The following is a 19,404-nucleotide window of genomic DNA, read 5'->3' as shown; positions in this document are numbered from 1 at the left end:
CCGGCGCGACTGCCTCAGGCAGCCAGTCCAAAAACACCCCGGCGCGGTTCGATCAGGGATCGAACGTCGCGAAAAGAGACTGGCGCGGCATCCCTGCCGCGCCAGTCCTGATCAATTACTTGCCTTCGGCAAACTGGGTGCGGGCGGCTTCGCGCTCAGCATCCGGAGCCGGAACCAGGCCGTAGGCTGCGAGCGGACCTTCCGGACCGACCATCTGGTCGTCGAGGAAGAACTCTACATATTCCTTGAGGCCCGGGATAACGCCCAGGTGAGCCTTCTTCACGTAGAAGAACAGCGGACGCGAAACCGGATATTCGCCCGAGGCAACGGTCTCGACGCTCGGCGTGATGCCGTTGATGGTCGCAACCTTCAGCTTGTCGGCGTTGTTTTCGTAGAAGGACAGTCCGAACACGCCGATGGCGGTCTTGTTGGCGTCGATGCGAGCGAGCGTCTCGGTGTAGTCGCCGTCGATGTCGACAGCCTTGCCGTCCTTGCGAACCGCGGTGCACTTCTTCGGAGCGGTCTTTTCGTCGACGAGGGTCTTGATGACGTCGGCAGCCTTGGTGTCCTTGCAGCCGTGGGTCATGATCTTCTCTTCGAAGACTTCGCGGGTGCCGTGCTTTTCGCCCGGAATGAAGGCGGCGATTTCGACGTCCGGCAGTTCCTTGTTGATTTCGGACCACTTGGTGTAGGGGTTCGGAACCAGCTTGCCATCGACAACGAGTTCAGCAGCCAGGGCCTGATAGAGGTCGGCCGGGGTCAGGGCGAGGTCCTTGTTGGAAGCGTCGACAGCGAAGACGATACCGTCATAGCCGAACTTGACTTCCTGGATTTCGGTCACACCGGCGGCCTTGCAGGCCTCGACTTCGGAATCCTTGATCTTGCGCGAGGAGTTGGCGACGTCGATGGTTTCCGGGCCGACGCCCTTGCAGAATTCCTTCAGGCCGGCAGACGAACCACCGGACTCGACGACCGGGGTCTTGAAGTTGGTGAAGGTCTCGCCGAAGGTTTCGGCAACGATCTTGGCGTAAGGCAGAACCGTGGAGGAACCAGCGATCTGGACCTGGTCGCGGGCAGCAGCCGCGCCAGCGAAGGCGACGGAGGCAACGAGAGCTGCAGCCGAAAGTTTCAGAATGTTCATTTAAATTCTCCCGTCGATGGGCTTGTGGGTCGGTGTGACCAAAACGGCATTGCCTGCCGCCGAAGATCAGCACGACGTTCATAGCGACCGTTCCCTCAAGCTTTTATGTCAGTTTGACGAAACATTTGTGACAGGTCATGTATCTGTATTTTAAAGACAATTTTCGGCACCGACGACAACCGGCCGTCCTTTATGTCAAAAACGCACCGTAAAGTCGGTTCCCTCACCGATTTCGGACTTCACGATGAGCCTTGCGCGATGGCGCGTCAGGATATGCTTGACGATCGCGAGGCCGAGGCCGGTCCCCTTCTTGGACCGGCTGTCGGTGACGCTGACGCGGTAGAAACGCTCGGTCAGGCGCGGAACATGCTCGGCGGGAATGCCGGGGCCATGATCGACGACGCTGACCTCGACCGCGCCTCCCTCCGGCTTGCGCACATACACATCGACGAACTCGCCTTCCTGCCCATACTTGCAGGCGTTCTCAATCAGGTTCTCGAAAACCTGGACCAGCTCGTCCCGGTCGCCGATGACCTCGACCTTGTCCTCCGGGACATGAAGGCGGATTTCAACCGCCAGGTCGGCGGCGAGCGGCGCCAAGCTGTCGCGCACATGGCCGATGACAGGAACGAGATCGACCAGCTGATCAGGCGCGATATGAGCCTTGAGTTCGAGGCGGGATAGTGACAGCAGGTCATCGACGAGCCGGCTCATGCGGTTGGCCTGATCGAGCATGATGCCGAGAAACCGCTCCTGCGCCTTCGGATCGCTACGCGCCGGCCCCTGCATGGTCTCGATGAAGCCGCGAAGCGATGCCAGCGGCGTGCGCAGCTCGTGGCTGGCATTGGCGACGAAATCGCTGCGCATGCGGTCAATGCGGCGCAATTCCGAAATGTCCTTGAAGGAGAGCAGGAAGAAATCGTCCTGCCGCCCGCCCAGCCTGACAGGGGCGATCCGTACGATATAGACCCGTTCGGACGGCAAGCGTTCCGAATGCTCGATCTGGTTTTGCACGCCCGTGGCCATGGTTTCGCGGACCATGTCGAGAATGCTTGGCGAGCGGAACCGCGCGGAAATGTGCAACCCGTCCGGCGAAGGGCCGAAGGCTTTTTCTGCCGCTGCGTTCTGTCCGCGCAGCGCCCCGTCCCTGCCGACAACGAAGACGGGGAGTTCAAGCGCATCGAGGACGGCAGCAACCACACGCTCCGCAGCAATCGACTCGTCCTGGGATTGGGGCGCGGTCGCCGGCACCGCAGGCGTCTCATGATCCGGATGGCCGTTGCGCATGAGAATGGCGACAATACTCAAGCCGAACAGGATCGCCGCGAAAAGAGGGTCGGCGCCCGAAAGGTAAGCCGACACGGAAACAAGACCCGCGGCGATCAGGAAGATCCAACCCGACAGCATGCGTCGGGACAAGGGGCGCCGGACAGGGTTGGTTTCGCTCAAGACACGCCGCCTCTCGGTTTCGTCGCTATTCATCAAACTTCCCTCATAGCGTCGATTCATGACAGATGTTTGCGACGCGCACCATTGCATTCACAGGGTTTTCCCCGTCGCCACGCGAGATTGCGGATATCAGCAATGGCTTGAATTCACCGGGCAATTGTGGCCTGACTAGATGTCGCCGGCATTGCATCGGCAGACGAAGAGGAAGAACAATGGACACTGCACCGGAAAGCCGCGCGGTCAAGCTGACGATCGACGGCGAGCAACGCATCTTCGATATCGACGACCCCAAGCTGCCGAAATGGATCGACGACGAGTCGCTCGCCTCCGGCGGCTATCCTTACGACAAGAAGATGGATGAGGACGAGTTCGAGGACGATCTCGAAAGGCTCCAGATCGAACTCGTGAAGGTGCAGTTCTGGCAACAGAAGACGGGCAAGCGCGTGATGGCCCTGCTAGAGGGACGCGACGCGGCAGGAAAGGGCGGCACGATCCATGCAACGCTTTCCTACATGAACCCGCGTTCGGCCCGCGTCGTGGCGCTGACCAAGCCGACCGAAACCGAGAGCGGCCAGTGGTACTTTCAGCGATATGTCCCGCATTTCCCGAGCGCCGGCGAGTTCGTGCTGTTCGACCGCTCCTGGTACAACCGGGCCGGTGTCGAACCGGTCATGGGTTTCTGCACACCCGAACAGTATGAGGACTTCCTCAAGCAGGCACCGCGCTTCGAGAAACTCGTCGAGCAGGACGACATCTATTTCTTCAAGTTCTGGCTCGATATCGGCCGCAAGATGCAGCTCGAGCGCTTCCATGACCGGCGCCATGACCCTCTGAAGGTCTGGAAACTGTCGCCGATGGATATCGCCGCGCTCAACAAGTGGGACGACTACACCGAGAAGCGCGACCGCATGCTCAAGGAGACGCATACCGAGCATGCTCCCTGGACGATCGTCAGGGCAAACGACAAGCGCCGCGCCCGGCTCAACGTCATCCGCCACATCCTTCTCTCTCTCGATTACGAGGGCAAGGACGAAGACAAGATCGGCAAGCTGGACAAGAAGATCATCGGCTCGGGGCCGGATTTTCTTGAGAAGAAGTAGGATTACACGCGAGATGCCGGGCGATCATTCGCCCGGCAGGATCCGCACCGAATAGAGATTCACCCCGCGGTCTTCGCCGCCAAGATCTCCGTTGAGGAGAATTCGGCCCGGCGTTCCCGGGGCCATCGCCCTCTCGAAGGAAACGCGGAACAAGGCATCGGACTTTTCCGGATTGACTGTGAAGCGATGCCGCGCGCAATCGCCCAGCCGGCCGAAGTCGCAGGAAACCGAAATCTGGACCGGCTTGTCGTCCGACGACTGGACCGTCAGCGCGATGGTCGAAACCTTGCCGGCCATCTCCCGGAGTACTTCCGCCGGAACCGTGATCTCCACGCTGCCGTCGGCATCGCTGCTGCGCGAGACCACACGCACAGCCGTACCGTCGCTCGCCGTGACGACATCGACCAAGGCATTGCTGCGCGGACGGATCGAGGCGATCTGCTTGGGCTCAAAGACCTCGACCCAGTTGTCGGAAAAGCCGCTCTGCGCGTCCAGCGCCTTCGGTTCCTGGGTCTCGACGGATGTCTGTTCGTTACCGGTGAAATCCTCTTCCTCGGCCTTAGGCGGGGGATTGGGAACGCTGGTGTCGCGCTCGGCCGCCGTCAGAAGCACCCCGGCCGAATAGACCCACCAGGCGCCCATTCCGAGCGACACCAGGAGAACGGCCATGATGAAGATGCGCGAATAGAAGCCACGACGTCGCGGCTTGCGGGGGCGCATCGGTTCTTCGACACGAACCTCGGCCGCGCGATCGACGTCGTCGCGAAGCGGGGTACCGACCGACATGTCCGCCGACGGCTCGATGCGCTCGTCACGGGACGCTGTCAGGCCATGATCCGACTGAACGGACGGCGGATGGGTTTCGCCGCCGAACAGATGCGGTTCAGACCGGGTCGGCGCCGGTGCTGCGGCGGGAGATTCGACGTCGGGCGTGGAAACAGGTGCCCCGGAAAGCGCCTGGCGGGCCGGCTCGTCGGGCGGCGCCACGGTGTCGTCCAGCCGGTTGCGCTCTTCCAGTTCGATCGAATGGATCAGCGCCTCCAGGCGGTGCCGCTGGTAGGCAATGGTTTCCGGGTCGTTGATGTTCTGCTTGCGCAGGCCGCTCTCGAGCGCCTGTCGCGCTGACTGATAAATGCGGGCACGGGTTTCCGCATTGGTGCGATCCGAGCGCTCGAGAGCGTTTCTGATTGCCGTTTCCAATCCGTTCAAGGGTGCACTTTCTCCTGTCGGCGGCACACGATCCGCCCGCGGCCTGCCCTTTTAACGATTCGGTAACGGCTGGAGGCGCGATCCGCAAGCCCTGCCCTTGCCCTAAGCTCAGATACGCAGAAGAAAGTGGCGCCTTCGAGAAGTGCTGGCTATCCTTGCCGCGAGCCCGTTCACCGGTGCGGCTGCGCGGCAGGGTCGGCTGCCGGCACCTGAGTGGCCTTTTCCTGCCGCGGCACATCTGCTAGCGTATTGACGTTTCCGTAAACGTAACTCTTTGTGAGGTTTCCATGGCACTTCCGCCGGTCCTTTCCGATCATCTCAGGCTCCCGGTGGTCGCTTCGCCACTCTTCATCATCTCGCATCCGCAGCTGACGCTCGCCCAGTGCAAGGCTGGTATCGTCGGCGCGTTCCCGGCACTCAATGCGCGTCCCGAGGCTCAGCTCGACGAGTGGCTGGCCGAGATCACCGAGGAACTGGCGAACCACAACGCCCGCAATCCAGAACGACCGGCGGCGCCGTTCGCCGTCAACCAGATCGTCCACACATCCAACAAGCGTCTCGAACACGACCTGATGATGTGCGTGAAGTACAAGGTTCCGATCGTCATTTCCTCGCTCGGCGCCGTTCCGGAGGTCAACGCCGCGGTCCATTCCTATGGCGGTATCGTGCTGCATGACGTGATCAACAACCGCCATGCCAATTCGGCGATCCGCAAGGGTGCCGACGGCCTGATCGCGGTGGCGACCGGCGCCGGCGGGCATGCCGGAACGCTCTCGCCCTTCGCCCTCGTGCAGGAAATCCGCGAATGGTTCGATGGCCCGCTGCTGCTGGCCGGTGCGATCGCCACCGGCGGCGGAATTCTCGCCGCGCAGGCGATGGGCGCCGACATGGCCTATATCGGCTCGCCCTTTATCGCCACGACCGAGGCCCGCGCCTCGGATGCCTACAAGCAGGCGATCGTGGAGGCCCATGCCAACGACATCGTCTATTCCAACTACTTCACCGGCATTCACGGGAACTACCTGAAGTCATCGATCATTGCCGCCGGGATGGATCCGGACAATCTGCCGGTCGCCGATCCCTCGAAGATGGATTTCGACAAGGCGACGACCGGCGCCAAGGCCTGGAAGGACATCTGGGGCTGCGGCCAGGGGATCGGCGCAGTAAAGGCGGTCGAACCGGTGGCCGCCGTCGTCGACCGGCTGGAACGCGAATACATCCACGCAAAAAAGGCGATTTGCGGCTGAGACCGCGGCTGCTAGCGTCTCCGCATCATCATGTTGCGGGGACACCATGCGCCATACAAGAATCATCGGCTCTTCCCTGCTGTGGCTACTCGCGGCCACGGCAAGCTCGTCCGCCGGGGACGGCGCCTTCAAGGAGTTCAAGAACTGGCAGGTCATCTGCGGGCAGACGCAGAGCTGCAGCATGCGGCAGTTTATCTCGGATGACCCCATCAGCCAGTTCGAGCTGCGGCGCTCCGGAACCCCGGAAGCACCAGTAGTCCTCGTCGTTTCCCCAAGAGAAAGCGGACTGACGGAGGGCGACGACCCGACCGCGGTCACGCTGAGCGTCGACGAAGGCGAAGCGATTGCACTAGACGGTGAAGCCGTCAGCATCGACAGCTCCTCAGGCACAATCAGCGTGTCGTCCGATTTTATCGGTGGCGGCTTCATTGACCACTTGAAGAACGGAACGACGCTCAAGGTGGGTATTGTCCACGGTGAGCAGAAGGCGAACGGTGAAATCGGACTGGCCGGGGCTGCGGCAAGCCTGCTCTTCATCGATGAGTTCCAGAAGCGCAACGGCCACACCGATGCCATGACGGCAAAGGGCGACAAGGCACCCAACCCTCCCCTTCCGGTATCGGACATCGTCACACTCGCGGATTTCCCGGAGAAGATGCGCGGCTTCTTCAAGGAAGGGGCACTCTGCGCAGACACCGAGGAGACGCTCTTCGACGGCAATGCCCTGGCCCACAAGATCGATGAGAATACTTCCATCTATGTGACGCCCTGCGGCATGGGCGGCGCCTATAACCTGCCGTTTGCCGTTTTCGTCGACAGTTTCGACATGGTGACCCAGATGGCCTTTCCGGTCATGCAGGACGGCGCCCCGAGCGCGATGGCCGTCGGTTACAATGTCGGCTACGATTACGAGACGCGCAGCCTTACCGGCTTCTTCAAGGGCCGCGGCATCGGCGATTGCGGGACCTACAGCCAGTGGAAGCTCGCGGAAAATGCGAACGGCCCCGCACTGATCCTGGAAGCCGAAACCTTCCGGGACTGCCCAGAGCAGTTCGACGAGAACGGTATGATCGATCCCGGGACCTGGCCCAAGACCTGGCCGGTCAAGTAAGCCTCGGCCAACCGCGATGCGCCGCCGGAATTTTTCCCCGACGGCGGAAAAGCGGCTTGAAATCGCCGGGCAATGGCTGTATCAGCCCCTCACCAATCGCCGTGCGGACGATCCGCCCGGCCGGGCCGCTTTAGCTCAGGTGGTAGAGCACATCATTCGTAATTACCGGGTCCGCTCGGGAATGATGTTCTAAGCCAATGGCTTGGCGGATGAAGGAATAAAATAGTAGGGCGATAGTAGGTTGCCCTGCGCTTGGTGAGCCGCTTTAGCTCAGTCGGTAGAGCACATCATTCGTAATGATGGGGTCACGTGTTCGAGTCACGTAAGCGGCACCACTTCCACCTTAGATGAAGGAAAGCGGAAGTGTTGCGATGAGCGGTGGTCCATATGATCCGAGAGCCATCGCCAACCTGATGTTGGACGAGGCCGATCGTTCCGGGATCAACGTCACCAACCTCGCCCTTCAAAAGCTCCTCTACTTCGCCCATTCCATTTTCCTGATCGAATCGAAACGCCCCCTCGTCAGCGGCTATTTCGAGGCTTGGCAGTATGGCCCGGTGCATCCCACCGTTTACTCGGCCTTCAAGATGGCCGGCAGCAGCCCCATCGATTTCCGCGCCACCGGGCAGAACGTGATGACCGGCGAGCGCCATGCGCTGGACCTTCCCGTGGACCCGGCCATTCGGCGTCATCTGGCGCGGATCATGACCTCCTATGGTCAGCTCTCTCCCGGTCGCCTTGTCGATATCTCCCATGCCAAGGATGCGCCCTGGGACTACATTGCGGACAAAGGCAGAACATCTGTTGCCTTGGGATTGCGAATCCCCGATGATGTCATTGTTAAGCGATTCAAGTTCCACAAGGTTTCCGTAGGCGCGGCCCCGGTCGCGGGAGAGCCAGATGAAGATACGCCGCTTACCTGAAATCGACCTTGCCCGCATCGCGCCGCTGGCGAGCGATCGGAAGCGTGTAGAACTCGAACGGTTCAAGCTCGCGCGTCCGACGATAACCTACAAGCCGGTGCGAGCGTGGTTCGCGGATATCTTCAACGTCAAGCCGGACCTGTTTGCCGCGACAGACCCGACCGCATGGCCGGTCTTGGAACGCCTGATCCGGGCGAAAGCGACGTCCGAGGAGGAACGGGGCGCCAATCTGCTTGTGGCCAAAGGGCTCTACGAATTCGCCAGCACCAATGCCCTGCGCAGCCGGTCTCACAATTTCTTCTCGCTATCCCTTAGTGTTGGAGAGAAGGTCGAATACTGGTTGCCGATGATCACCGCACTGGACGGCGCACCACTCGTCGTCTTCATCGATCCCCGGCGCGGCAAGCGCCTGACCGCCGAGGCAAGGCGGTTCGTCTTCTCGATGATGCATGAACATATCCGGGCGGCCAATCCCGACTTCGCCGAGGCTCGCTTTGGTATCCTCCAGTTCGGCGACGCGGCCGAAGACCAACGGCCGGTCAAATTCTGGACTGATGCTGGGATCGCCCTCTATAGTTTCGATGAACTCGACCAAATGGTTCGAGAGACCTACGACATCTGGCGTGAAGTCAGCGAGGCCCGTGAAAGCGAGACCCGACGCAAGTCGGCCGGTGGATACGGACCCCTGTTCGAATAGCGGCCTCACAACCGCTCCAGCCGCTTCCTGACGGCCTTCCGCACGCGAAGCCAATAGGTCTGCTCCGCGCCATCGCTGCGATACCACGCGCGCTCGTGTCGGGCGAATGCTTCCTCTTCGGGGTCGGGGTTGTTCGCGATAATGTCGTCAGCCATGCGGTTGATGTCGCCTGCGGGAATCAGCCTCGGCTTTATTGTATCGGTCCAGGTCATCCATAGCATGAGGCCGATAAAGATAACGGCCTGCCCGCCGAAGAAGATTAGCAGCAGCCATGCAACGCCCCTAAGGAAAATATCCCACATCGCACCACCCCTAATGGAAGCGCGATGTAGCCTATAGTCTACAAGCGCAAATTGAAAGCGAATTGTGACTCATAGTCCGTGGCCTCATTGTCTACATTTCTGGCCTATCGTGCGTATGGAAGACGTGTGCGCGATACTTGCTAAAAACATCAAGGGTGCCCGAAACCTTCTCGGCTGGTCGCAAGAGGAGCTTGCCGAGCGCGCAGAAATAGACCGCACCTATGTCTCAGGCGTGGAACGGCAGGTACGGAACCCGACGATTACCGTGGTCGCTAAGTTGGCCAAAGCTCTCGGCACCACGGCGGCGGACCTCCTGACCGACCGATCTCGATAGCCCTCGGCCCCATGGCGCACCTATCCACGACCTTGCGTACACAATGCCACAGCACCCGCCCGTAACCCCGCTCAGCAGGCCATCAGAGGCCGTCAGACACGTGCGGCTGGCAGAGGGGGGCATAGTTTGGCCCCACCGCTTCTGGCGGCTTCAGAAGGCCGTCCGAGGCCATACCTATAGCGGGTGGCATACTCCAAAAAAGCAGGCAGAGCCTGACCCCTCCTGTAACCTGTAACCGTAACCTTGGCCCCAAAATGATAAATGGCAATGGGGGGAGCACAGGCACTCCCCCGCCCCGGCACGTGGCCTATAAGCCGCAGGGTTACAGCTACAGGGCACACGCCGGGCGTTCCCTTAAAACGGTGGGTTGGCTTCGACGCTGTCGTTCTTGAGGCGGGCCAACGCAACGATGCCGCCCTCGACACGCTTTGCGACCAGTTCGGCCTTGCGCTCGTCTTCAGAGCCTCGCGCGAACCCCTTGCGGGGCGCGACACCCGTTTGAGCAAGATCGTGAAGCCGGTGCGAACCGTACTCCCACCCGAGCCTTTCCATGATCATTTTGAGCCGCTGAGCCTCGCTGGGCCGCATTTTGCCGCCCTCGAAGCCGAGGAGCAGCTTGACGCTTTCCAGCGACACACGCCCGGTGCTTTCGGAAAACCATCCCTCAAGAACGACATCGAAGGAATCTTCAACCAAACGCACGGTCTGCAGCGCTTCCGCTGCCTGCCAGAGATGCGGGGACAGAGAAATCGCCTCCCCCGCCTGCTCTCGCACCACCGCCTCGGCCCATAGCTGATGCACATCCTCCTTGACCCGCCCCAAATCAATGTTGCCTACCCTGACCGGCCAGAATCGGCGATTGCCGGTGACGTCGCGAAGATACGAGTCCTCGTTGGTGGTGCCGAGAATAATGCAATGCCGCCTATAGGCCCGTGCATCGTGCCCGTAGGCCTTGCGGTAGTTATCGGTGTCCGTGCTGAGAAACTTCTTAAGGTTCTGGCTGGTCGTGTGGTTCATGCCGTCAAGCTCCTGGCATTCGACAATCCATGCGCGGGCCAAAAGCTCTGCCTTCGTCTTGTCGTCGCTCTTCAGATCGAGATTACCGCAAAACCATTCGTTCCTGACGGCGAGGCGGGCAGCAAGGCTCGATTTGCCGACGCCTTGCGGACCTTTGAGCACGAGCATCGTGTCGAATTTTACGCCGGGTCGTTTGATGCGCCTGACGCCGGCGATCAGCAGCTTGGAGCCGAACTCGCGATTGAGTTCGGTGTCCTCCGCGCCGCAATAGTCTCGCAGCCAGGTATCAATGCGCGGCCTGCCGTCCCACGCCAAACCGTCGAGATAATCGATGACCGGATGAAACGCCTGGTCGTGAGCGACGGCGATCAGCTCCCGCTTGACGGCGCTGGAAGAGGCCTTGAAATGCAAATCGCGCAGGAACTGACTGCTCAGGATTTCGCAGATGTCGTTGAGGTCGCGATCATCTAGGCCCTGGCCGGTGATTTCATCCGCATTGACGAAGAGGTTCCGCCGCGCGTCGATGCCAAAGCGTATCAGGGCATGGCGGATATTGTCTGGGTGATCCTTCAGAGGACTGCCGTCCAGGTTCGTGTGGGGCCAATCGCCCCGCCTGGCTTCTATGTAAGCCATCCCCCGCGCCACCTGCCTTTGGGCATAGAGAAGCGGATTCGGCTTTTCGAGGACATGCGCACTGATCTTCATACCGGGGTCGGTGATGACCGAAACCACATGACCGGGCTGGACGCCGTTTCCGAGCATCCAGATGATGCAGGCAAGGACAAGCTCCGATCGAGAGCCATAGTTCTTGCCGGGCGGGTCGATACCATCGACCAACGCGGCCACCCATTCCGGGCTCGGCGGAATGATTTCGGACAGGTCATCCGGCAACGGGAGGGGCCGAATTTCTGCCGCTTCTGGCACGGCAAGTGCGTGCGATGGACCGGGCGAAACCTTGGCCTTACCAAGCTTGAGCTTGAAGTCTCCCGGCTCATATTCGGTGGGCAGGCTGGTGAAATCGACCGGTTCGCCCACGAAGGCGAGCGCCGGTTCACGCCCGGCGTCACGCTTCTTCTGGTTCAGCCAATTGACAGTGAACGGCACGCGCATCAATTGTGCGGGGCTGTGGGTATTACCTTCGCCCTCATAGGCTTTGAGGATGGCAAGGTTCATCTCCCGCGCCTGATCGCAATCCATCGATTCTTTCAAGCGCCAAAACGCCTGATAGCCCCCGCCCGAAAAGCAGATCGCGGTCGGTGCCGGTAAGCCCTTCGGCATCCGCTTCGGATCAGTCAGGAGAGCAAGAATGGTTTCAAGCTGTTCCTCGCGCGATCCCGCGTAATCCTTGCCGTCGAGATCGACATGCAAGAACCGCGCGGCGGAAAGATTGCTCTTGCCTCTCTCCCCGGTGAGGAACTCACCGTTCGGCAGGAAATAGATGTTGCGTCGTAGGCTATCGGCATTGTTCATGCCGATAAACTTTTCCGCGGACTCCCTTTCCTGAGGACCGTAAGTCTTCTGAACCGGACTTTCGGGTCCGACGCTGTTCATGCGTTCCAGATGCAGCGGCGCGCCCTGCGTCAGCCAGGAGAGGAAGGCGATTGCAAGTTTGGGATTCGGTTGGAGATGATCACTCATGGTCGTCACCTCCCACGTTGCGTTCGCGACCAGGGGCGGCGTTGCCGCTACCACCCTCTATCCCAAGCCACTGCCTCAGCGTGTCCGCCATCGGTTCGATGCCAAGTTCCCGGCACAATTCGGCGACATTCATGACGTACTCGCCGGCATCGATCCGCGCGCGTATCCCCGCAGCTCCGGTGCCGCGCCTGAACCAATCTTCGTCTTTTGCGAGAAACGCGACCTTCTCAACGAACACTTCGATATCACCGGGGTGGAGGCCTGCAAGGGCAAGAACGCCGGTCAGAGCCTCACATATGACGTCCCGATTTCCAGGCGAGCGCCCATAGGCGTAAGCGATAACTGCAAGCGCTGCAGTCGTTCCGCCGGCGTCTTCGAGTTCACCGTCTTTCCAATATTCAGGGTTGTTCGGAAACCCCCACCAGGCCAGGCCCTCGCCTTCCGCGTTGAGAGAGGGAGGAACAACAGCCTCGTGGCCGTCGCTTCGGAAGCCTATAACGACGGAAGGTCTATCGCCGAACAGAGGCGCGGCCACAGACGGGATTTCAAAACGCAGGTGATCGTTGCGCAGATTTCCGCGTGCAAGGCGATGGCGAAGCGGGTGGCTCCTTGGGCCATAGGCCGGCAATGAGTCCAGCAGTTCCAGCGCAAGCTCCTGCGCCTCGTCCCAGCAAAGTTCGATATCGATCAGACTGCCGGAAGGCTGGCCGAGCACGATACGAGTGTCACGCCGCTCGTCATGCGCTTCGGTCGCTCCAGAAGAGCGCAAGACCGGCCACCAACCGAGTGATTTATAAAGCAGGGCGAACACGCCTAACCGTAGATCGTTGTCACGCATGGTCGCCGCTCCCGTTTTTGCATTCGCCGGCTGCGAGCCAATCGAGAATGTCGGGAAGACGGTAGCGGATCGCACCGACCTTGCTGTTGGCATTCAGGCGAAGGAACTTTGGTCCCCCGCCATAAATCCTTCTCTTGTTGAAAAACGAGGCACTGAGCCCGGTGAAGGTGGCGACCTCTTTCGTGGTGAGAAGCTTTTCCGGATGAGCGAGCGGACGCAAGGGAGCGGTGCCGCTCGCGCGAAAGGATGATGATCTAGGGTACATTTTGAACCTACCGATGGTAGGCCCTGCCAAGGCCGATTATGTCACTCGGCGATCGGCATCGTTCAACGACGAGGCAGGGAATAATCCCCTAAAGAGTGTAGTCCAGAGGGTCAAAGCCCAAGGTCACCCGCCTACGGATATTCATCCGCTGGATGCTGTCCGCTCATCCAAAATCAGCATTACATATCGCTACGGCAGGTTCAACCAGCCGGCAGCCACGTCCAACCTTTTATGCGCAATCGTTTGATTAGAAGAGATTTTATCTCCTGGAGGCGTGGGGGATATCCCATTCGGCAAGCTCATCAAGGATGCGCTGTACGGCTTCGTCCTGCATCGCCTCAGATGCAGGATCATATGCGACCGAGAAATGTACGGGATCCCGCCGATGAGCTTGGCAAAGAAAATTCGCCGCAACGCTGATCTCGCTCACACATGTAAGTCCGAGGACATCGCGAGCGGCCACTTCGGCCAATTCCGAAACTGACCGCGCGGCGGACGGGACAATAACCGAACCGGTTGCAAGCATCGACATCTCGGCATCGCAAATGTCCTTTTGGCGTTCACGAGCCATAAAGGCGAGTGCTTTGTCAGCAGCCTCCCATTTTGCGGGCGACCTGCCCAAGAGTGCTGCCATTGCCTGTTGTAACCGGACGAACGGGCGTCTCTCGAATTCCGATGATGGATGCGCTTCAATGATCGCCAACAGCACGCGCTCCAGCACCGTTTCGGCATAGACGGTCATGGTGTCAGCCCTCTGCATTGACCAACTCCAATATCCTTTGCGCAACGTGCTCCACCGGCACGCGCAGACGCTCGGCGTTGACGACGATATAACCGCCCGTGACGTCACCGTTGGCGCGGTGGTTCAGCAGCCGCTTGAGCGCGTAATAGGGAACGTCAAGACTTTCGGCGATGGTGATGAAGGTACGCCGCAAGTCGTGTAGGGTGAAGCTGACGCCAGAACCGGTGCTGACGCGAAGCAGAAACTTCTTGGTCTCCACAAGATGACCGTCCCGGCCTGGCCCAGGGAACACGTAGGGCGAGGCGTCGGCACGCGCGAAACGCTCCGCCAAAAGCTCCGCGAGAAATGTCGAGAGGGGTAGGTTCAGGGGATCGCCGTTCTTCGTCTTCGGCAGGTGCAGAGTGCGCGCCTTGAGGTCCACGTTGTCCCAACGCAACGCCATAAGCTCGCCCCTGCGCATGCCTGTGAACAGCGCCGTGAGCAGGAAATCGCGGGAGTGGTCCGGCTCGGCCATGACCGCTTTCCACCATGACGGCAGGTCAAGTGCGGTCACCAGGGTTTGCCGCCGTTGCTCGCGGTGCCATGCCCGCGCCTGCGTCAAAATCTGCACCGGGTTCGGCGGGAACTCGTCATGGGTCGCGGCGGCGAAATTGTAGACCGAGCGCAAATGCCGCATGACATTATTGGCCGTGGTCTTACCGATCTCGGCGGAAAGTTCCTGATGCCGCTTCAGCACCATTTGTCGGGTAATTTCGTTGATCGGCTTTTTGCGCCATGCCTTGAGATAGAGCTTGGCAGTCCGCGTGTAGTTCTGCACGGTATGGGCCGAAAGCTGCGGTCGGGCGGCGAAGAATGTATCGAAGGCATCTGCCAGTGTCAGCTTGACCACCGCCTCCCGGCGCTTCTCGGCATTCGGATCCAGGCCTTCCGCCATTTCGGCGAGCAGCGCCATAGCCTTCTTGCGGGCGATTTCCGGCGCGAAGACATCGGCGCGGCCGATGGTTACGCGGCGGGTTTGGCGGTTTACCTGCCCCTCGGCATAATAGACCTTGGATTGGGTGCCGACACGCAGGCCGAAGCCGGTCAGCAGAGTGTCACGATAGAAAATCTGGCCGCTGTCGGCATGGGGAAGATCATCGATCGCGCGGCGGGTGAGACGTAAATTCGGCATTGAGACCTCCTGTTGGCCTCAACTCGAAATAACGTGATTATTCTAAAAATACAAGTAATATCAGATATTTATGAAAATCAATCTTAGAGTGGGAAAGAAGATAACACCCGGTCCAACACCTGCGCACGCGCGATCAGACGAACATTAGCAACGCCAGGTTCAGTTTAGCCATTCGTAGCCTTTCCTTCGGTCAGAGCTCCTAGTGACTAAGCGACTTGGCGTTTTCCGCTGCTATGACAGAGCCAAGGATTCCCAGCCAACCAGTCGGTTTTCGACGAGGTAACGGGTGCTGGTAGGTCTTCAATCTTCATGCCAGCACTATGCTTGCTTCTGGTAGGCCGCGAAGAAATCGCGGTCGATTGTGAGCGCCTTTGTTTCCCTCACCCCCAAGCCTTCCTCGATCAGGAGTTCAAGCAGCCGGTCGATATCGACAAGCTCAATAGCCGTCGTATTCTCGCGTGCGGCCTCTTCGCGCGCAGCCTTTGTGAATGTGCCGGTCGTGAGGAAAATCCCGCGCTCGGCACGGCCTTGAATGGCGCCGCGAAAGTCTCGGATTTCTTTCACCTGAACCGAATTCGTGTAGCGCTTGCACTGGAACATGATCTTTATGCGGACGAACCGGTTGATGAGAAGATGACCTTCGCCATCAATTCCGTGGTCTCCCGTTTGGCCTGTCACTTTCAGGTTCTCAAAGCCAATGTGCCGCAGAAGGCGGGCGCAAAGCTCCTCGAAACCCTTGTCGGTTGTACTTCTCAGAAGACGAACCAATTCCTCTTGGATTTCATCTTGATTGAAATAGGTCTTTTCGTCGGGTGCACTGGCGTCAGCCTCATCGACGGCCTTCTCGGCTTCTGCTTCGCCAGCCTGGCCGCCTTCGCGCTGAAAGCCATCGTGGATCGACTTAAAAAGATTGTAAGCGTCTTCGTGGGAAAGGTTCGTTTTGCGCCCGCTCTCAGTTAGGACCCACACGCCGCGTTGTTCGGTATCGATCAACCCACCTTTGGCCAGATAGAAGCGCGCCCAACCGACCTTATTCTCGAACTTGGACTGTCCGCCCTTGGTCGTGCTTTCGATCTCTTCTTTCGGTATGGGATGGTGCTCCGCAATCCACGTATAAACTTCACGCGGCTTTGCCGATGAACCAAGATCACGCAAGCCGTCAATGACCGGTTGAAAATATTGGATAAATCGTGGACCTTTGAGTTTTGCCATCATTTCAACTTGTAGAACTGTTCAAGGGCATCGATCAGCATTTTGACCAGCTCCAAGGTGTCTGGAAACCTCAGCTGCTGCCATGCCCTGAGATTGAAGCCAATGTCTTTGTCACCAGACAATTTGCTCTGGTCGGCGATCAAGATGAAATTGTTCTGTTCACCGCCACGGCCTTTGTTCAAGCCCATCATGAAGCCGACTTCGTGATAGACGTTCTTGTTTCCCTGGGTGAGGTCGGCAATCAGCAACCCAGAACCATCAATAACACTGAGGATTTCGCTGTCGATGGTGTATGAATGGCCCTTGGAAACGCGATCAATTCGCACGGGGCGTAGCGCTAAGTCCAAAGCCTCTAACTTATGCTTCTCATTGACCTTCGCGATGGCCTCTTCGATTGCTTTGTAGACGGCGTCCGTTTCGGCGCCGAATTGCATCGAGACAAAAACCTCGCGGCTGCGGGCCTTGAGGATACTCTCAAACACCTCTACCAGGCTCGCGGCATCGACGGCCTGCGTCTGCCCCAGATGGTAGTGATAGCCCAGTCCACGGGTAGCGTGCGATGGGGTGAGGCGATCGATCCGGTTGTTTGTCACCCAGCGAGCAAAAACAGGAAGCTGCGCACCGTTGTTCTTGAAGGCAAAATACACTGCGGCGGTTAGGACGCCGTGACACCCTGCCTCGCGCAGCTGCTGGTGTTGCGCGTCTTCATACATGGCGTTGGTGCGTTTTAGTGCTTCGCGGACTGGGGCGATCTGCCCTTCAATCTGTTCAACGGTTGTAATCTTCGTCAATTCGTCATCCCGCACCATCAGGAATTGCGATAATGCGAGAGCGAGCGTATGACGGTTCTCGAAGTGCTTCGACAGGCCCGACAGGAAGCGAGGATCGAATTGGGGCAGAAGCTTGCGCGCCATCAGATAGGCAGGGCCGAGGCTTGGATTGTTGATCAGATCGGCGTCCTTGAAGAGCGACCCATCGCCCTCTTCAAGAATCAGCCGCAAGTTTTCCTCGGAGGTCAAAGGTATTTGTTTGGCGTTAATGTTGTGGAAGACAACCTTTTCGAACTGCCGGGCCAGTGTCGGGTCCTGATGCAGGACTATGCAGAACGGTGTGCCAAGATTGTAGGTGTCTTGCCCAGGTCTAAGCCCATTCGCTGCGCTTAGGCGGTGGTTTCCGTCGATGCGGAAAAGCTTCAATTCGTCATCGGCTTCCAATTCAGCATCAGGCATTTCCAGATAGACAAGCGTTGGGGCATTCATACCGCCGACTGTTTCGAGAGCTTTTGGCAGCTTGATTGATTGGACTGTGATCTTGAGACCGTTTACGTTGGAAACAAACCCTTTGCCGGTGAATAGGTCGCCAAGGGGGTCGACCAGGCGACCGCGCGCTTTTTCGAAGTCGAACTTAAGAGAGGCTGAAAGCACGACCTCAGGAAAGAAAAGGAACTGTCGATCCGCCAGGAAGCGTTCGATTTCTGCTCTGTGGGTTTCGATAAGGTTGCGCTGATAGGCAGGATCAAAACGAGAGCATCGGGCGAGTTCGCCCAAGGGTGCAACGCCCCGGATCACCATGAACCCGCCCAGCGAAGAATGAAGGATGCCGGACAGAATCATTGTGTAACCTCGCTCAGTAGTGAATTTTCAAACGATGCACGGGCCGCACGCCAAATAGTGCCTGCCTCATCCTGGAGTTCACGTGCGTTGCGCTTGCGGTCTCGAACTTGAGCTGCAATACGCAATTGTTCGTCGATCGGAGGCACAGGAATGCGTAGCTGTCCGAGGGTCGCGGTGTTTATGCCCGCTTGATTATTGAAATAGGTGCTCAGCGCCTTGAAGTATCCGAGCCCGCGTAAGGCATTCAGCAGGGCGGCTAGATAGTAAGGATCAATTTGATTGCTCACTGTGATTCGAGTCATGTGGTTTGAGCACGCACAATCGGTGGTGAGATCAAAAACCGCTGTTTTCCCAACCCATTCGGCAGAGTTGGTGTTGTTGAAAAGGACCTCTCCGGGCTTCAAAAACTCGCTCTCTGATACGTTATCGCGCGGGACACTTTTCGTGCCTTCCAGCGTCAGTTCTCCATAGCCATTCAGATTGAGCGGGCGAAGGTGGGGTATAGATGCAACTCCATCGCGGGCTTGGTCTTTAGAGCCTGCGGCAAAGCCAGAGCGGATCGACACGACAAGGTCACGCAAATCGGCACTGTGAAACGACGATTGCTCAATCGCTCTACGCAGTATCTCAAAACGTGGGCTGTTAAAATCTGCGTCAAGCCTCGTTTTCGCGGCTCGTCTTGACACCGCGAAAACTGCCCGGTCCCCTCCTTGGAGGTTTATCTGCAATTCATTGAGAACGAATGCGTTGATTCCCGTCATTAGTGCTTCGGCAGCCTTAAGAAGCTGATCGCGTTCGGCGATACGCGCCTCATACTCCTGCAATATGGATTCTTGCACAGAGACGGGAGGCAGAGGGACATCAAGCTCCTTAAGTTCCTCCGCGTTGACATTTGACATGCCCGCTATCTGACGGCTTACCTGATCGATCTGCATTCGCCCGGCTTCTGTATTCAGGAAGGCCGATACGAATTCGGGCAAAGCCTTTCGGCGATCCAATCGGACACGAATAAGGTATGACGCGAATACCCAGTCGCCCGGTTCGTTGAAGACCTCGCACTTGCCCACCAACTCTTTGGAGTTGGTTCGGTTGAACAAAATGTCACCTGGTTCGAGCCGATATTTGTTGAGTACGACTTCCTCCAGTTCGATATGCTTCAGGTCGGAGAAATCCCAGCCCAGGGGTTGCAGGTTGTTCATGCGGATCATAGGCACGCCCGCGCCATCTGTATTCGCGCGTTCGGAAATGCCGTACTGGATGAAATCGGCCAGTGTGTCGATTTTCGTGAGCGCATAAAGTGGGAGCGCGTAACGGATTTCCTTCCGCCGCTTCAACTCCAAGAACTGAGGGTCCAGTCTGGCGCCCGTTTCCCCCCGTTGCACCGCAAAGCAGATA

General features: G+C 58.8%; 17 protein-coding genes, 1 tRNA gene and 1 pseudogene. 7 read left to right on the top strand and 12 right to left on the bottom strand.

What is annotated here, in order from left to right; all coding sequences use genetic code 11:
• Positions 1-115 precede the first annotated feature (115 nt).
• Complete coding sequence (locus ACX93L_RS09185) at positions 116-1,141, bottom strand: PstS family phosphate ABC transporter substrate-binding protein (RefSeq protein WP_459404573.1); 1,026 nt, start codon at positions 1,139-1,141, stop codon at positions 116-118.
• A gap of 195 nt (positions 1,142-1,336) precedes the next feature.
• Entirely contained in the window at positions 1,337-2,623 is a 1,287-nt protein-coding gene (gene phoR, locus ACX93L_RS09180) for a phosphate regulon sensor histidine kinase PhoR (protein ID WP_459404572.1), read from the bottom strand.
• A gap of 179 nt (positions 2,624-2,802) precedes the next feature.
• On the opposite strand from phoR, the gene ppk2 reads away from it, so the two are divergent.
• Entirely contained in the window at positions 2,803-3,690 is an 888-nt protein-coding gene (gene ppk2 / locus ACX93L_RS09175) for a polyphosphate kinase 2 (RefSeq protein WP_459404571.1), read from the top strand.
• A 24-nt stretch (positions 3,691-3,714) separates the two neighbouring features.
• Here ppk2 and ACX93L_RS09170 read toward each other — a convergent pair whose 3' ends face one another.
• Entirely contained in the window at positions 3,715-4,899 is a 1,185-nt protein-coding gene (locus ACX93L_RS09170) for a hypothetical protein (protein WP_459404570.1), read from the bottom strand.
• 287 nt (positions 4,900-5,186) lie between these two features.
• Between ACX93L_RS09170 and ACX93L_RS09165 the strand changes: the two genes are divergently transcribed.
• The 5 genes from ACX93L_RS09165 (at position 5,187) to socB (ending at position 8,877) form a co-directional block, all read left to right on the top strand.
• Positions 5,187-6,146 carry an NAD(P)H-dependent flavin oxidoreductase gene (locus ACX93L_RS09165; protein ID WP_459404569.1) on the top strand — a complete coding sequence of 320 codons (960 nt, stop codon included), beginning with the start codon at positions 5,187-5,189 and terminating at the stop codon, positions 6,144-6,146.
• A gap of 46 nt (positions 6,147-6,192) precedes the next feature.
• Positions 6,193-7,257 carry a DUF1176 domain-containing protein gene (locus ACX93L_RS09160; RefSeq protein WP_459404568.1) on the top strand — a complete coding sequence of 355 codons (1,065 nt, stop codon included), beginning with the start codon at positions 6,193-6,195 and terminating at the stop codon, positions 7,255-7,257.
• Between the two features lie 259 nt (positions 7,258-7,516).
• Positions 7,517-7,592, top strand: a tRNA-Thr gene (locus tag ACX93L_RS09155).
• A gap of 36 nt (positions 7,593-7,628) precedes the next feature.
• Positions 7,629-8,180, top strand: coding sequence for a type VI toxin-antitoxin system SocA family antitoxin (gene socA, locus ACX93L_RS09150; RefSeq protein ID WP_459404567.1), 552 nt, complete (start codon positions 7,629-7,631; stop codon positions 8,178-8,180).
• On the top strand, positions 8,158-8,877 hold the full coding sequence (socB, locus tag ACX93L_RS09145; protein WP_459404566.1) for a type VI toxin-antitoxin system SocB family DNA replication inhibitor toxin: 720 nt from the start codon (positions 8,158-8,160) through the stop codon (positions 8,875-8,877). The genes socA and socB overlap by 23 nt, the downstream gene beginning before the upstream one ends.
• Positions 8,878-8,882: 5 nt before the next feature.
• Here the strand turns inward: socB and ACX93L_RS09140 are convergent, their stop codons facing one another.
• Positions 8,883-9,179, bottom strand: a complete 297-nt coding sequence (locus tag ACX93L_RS09140) for a hypothetical protein (protein WP_459404565.1) — start codon at positions 9,177-9,179, stop codon at positions 8,883-8,885.
• 115 nt (positions 9,180-9,294) lie between these two features.
• On the opposite strand from ACX93L_RS09140, the gene ACX93L_RS09135 reads away from it, so the two are divergent.
• Positions 9,295-9,513, top strand: coding sequence for a helix-turn-helix domain-containing protein (locus ACX93L_RS09135; protein ID WP_459404564.1), 219 nt, complete (start codon positions 9,295-9,297; stop codon positions 9,511-9,513).
• A gap of 354 nt (positions 9,514-9,867) precedes the next feature.
• Here ACX93L_RS09135 and ACX93L_RS09130 read toward each other — a convergent pair whose 3' ends face one another.
• The 8 genes and pseudogenes from ACX93L_RS09130 to ACX93L_RS09095 form a co-directional block, all read right to left on the bottom strand.
• A complete protein-coding gene (locus tag ACX93L_RS09130; RefSeq protein ID WP_459404563.1) occupies positions 9,868-12,168 on the bottom strand; it encodes a virulence-associated E family protein in 2,301 nt (766 codons plus the stop codon).
• Positions 12,161-13,006, bottom strand: coding sequence for a hypothetical protein (locus tag ACX93L_RS09125; protein ID WP_459404562.1), 846 nt, complete (start codon positions 13,004-13,006; stop codon positions 12,161-12,163). The genes ACX93L_RS09130 and ACX93L_RS09125 overlap by 8 nt, the downstream gene beginning before the upstream one ends.
• A gap of 524 nt (positions 13,007-13,530) precedes the next feature.
• The gene (locus tag ACX93L_RS09120) at positions 13,531-14,013 is read right to left on the bottom strand and encodes a hypothetical protein (RefSeq protein ID WP_459404561.1); all 483 of its coding nucleotides are present in this window, start codon (positions 14,011-14,013) and stop codon (positions 13,531-13,533) included.
• A gap of 4 nt (positions 14,014-14,017) precedes the next feature.
• Positions 14,018-14,902: a tyrosine-type recombinase/integrase gene (locus ACX93L_RS09115; protein WP_459405358.1), complete on the bottom strand. Its 885-nt coding sequence runs from the start codon at positions 14,900-14,902 to the stop codon at positions 14,018-14,020.
• A gap of 15 nt (positions 14,903-14,917) precedes the next feature.
• Positions 14,918-15,184 (bottom strand): annotated as a pseudogene (locus ACX93L_RS09110) (integrase arm-type DNA-binding domain-containing protein); the annotation flags it as partial.
• Between the two features lie 318 nt (positions 15,185-15,502).
• Complete coding sequence (locus ACX93L_RS09105) at positions 15,503-16,399, bottom strand: restriction endonuclease (RefSeq protein ID WP_459404560.1); 897 nt, start codon at positions 16,397-16,399, stop codon at positions 15,503-15,505.
• Positions 16,396-18,009, bottom strand: a complete 1,614-nt coding sequence (locus ACX93L_RS09100) for a hypothetical protein (RefSeq protein WP_459404559.1) — start codon at positions 18,007-18,009, stop codon at positions 16,396-16,398. The genes ACX93L_RS09105 and ACX93L_RS09100 overlap by 4 nt, the downstream gene beginning before the upstream one ends.
• Positions 18,006-19,349 (bottom strand): restriction endonuclease subunit S, encoded by a 1,344-nt coding sequence (locus tag ACX93L_RS09095; protein ID WP_459404558.1) that lies wholly within the window; start codon positions 19,347-19,349, stop codon positions 18,006-18,008. The genes ACX93L_RS09100 and ACX93L_RS09095 overlap by 4 nt, the downstream gene beginning before the upstream one ends.
• Positions 19,350-19,404: the final 55 nt, after the last annotated feature.

This window comes from Rhizobium sp. CAU 1783 (assembly GCF_054551725.1).
The sequence above is the reverse complement of the archived record's forward strand: the minus strand, read 5'-3'. Positions and strand labels throughout refer to the sequence as shown.

Bases quoted from the DNA above. Each gene is read 5' to 3' on its own strand.
- ACX93L_RS09185 (WP_459404573.1), bottom strand. From the start codon at position 1,141: ATGAACATTCTGAAACTTTCGGCTGCAGCTCTCGTTGCCTCCGTCGCC.
- ACX93L_RS09120 (WP_459404561.1), bottom strand. From the start codon at position 14,013: ATGACCGTCTATGCCGAAACGGTGCTGGAGCGCGTGCTGTTGGCGATC.
- ppk2 (WP_459404571.1), top strand. From the start codon at position 2,803: ATGGACACTGCACCGGAAAGCCGCGCGGTCAAGCTGACGATCGACGGC.
- socA (WP_459404567.1), top strand. From the start codon at position 7,629: ATGAGCGGTGGTCCATATGATCCGAGAGCCATCGCCAACCTGATGTTG.
- ACX93L_RS09140 (WP_459404565.1), bottom strand. From the start codon at position 9,179: ATGTGGGATATTTTCCTTAGGGGCGTTGCATGGCTGCTGCTAATCTTC.
- ACX93L_RS09160 (WP_459404568.1), top strand. From the start codon at position 6,193: ATGCGCCATACAAGAATCATCGGCTCTTCCCTGCTGTGGCTACTCGCG.
- socB (WP_459404566.1), top strand. From the start codon at position 8,158: ATGAAGATACGCCGCTTACCTGAAATCGACCTTGCCCGCATCGCGCCG.
- ACX93L_RS09165 (WP_459404569.1), top strand. From the start codon at position 5,187: ATGGCACTTCCGCCGGTCCTTTCCGATCATCTCAGGCTCCCGGTGGTC.
- ACX93L_RS09135 (WP_459404564.1), top strand. From the start codon at position 9,295: ATGGAAGACGTGTGCGCGATACTTGCTAAAAACATCAAGGGTGCCCGA.
- ACX93L_RS09100 (WP_459404559.1), bottom strand. From the start codon at position 18,009: ATGATTCTGTCCGGCATCCTTCATTCTTCGCTGGGCGGGTTCATGGTG.
- ACX93L_RS09105 (WP_459404560.1), bottom strand. From the start codon at position 16,399: ATGATGGCAAAACTCAAAGGTCCACGATTTATCCAATATTTTCAACCG.
- ACX93L_RS09125 (WP_459404562.1), bottom strand. From the start codon at position 13,006: ATGCGTGACAACGATCTACGGTTAGGCGTGTTCGCCCTGCTTTATAAA.
- phoR (WP_459404572.1), bottom strand. From the start codon at position 2,623: ATGAATAGCGACGAAACCGAGAGGCGGCGTGTCTTGAGCGAAACCAAC.
- ACX93L_RS09130 (WP_459404563.1), bottom strand. From the start codon at position 12,168: ATGAGTGATCATCTCCAACCGAATCCCAAACTTGCAATCGCCTTCCTC.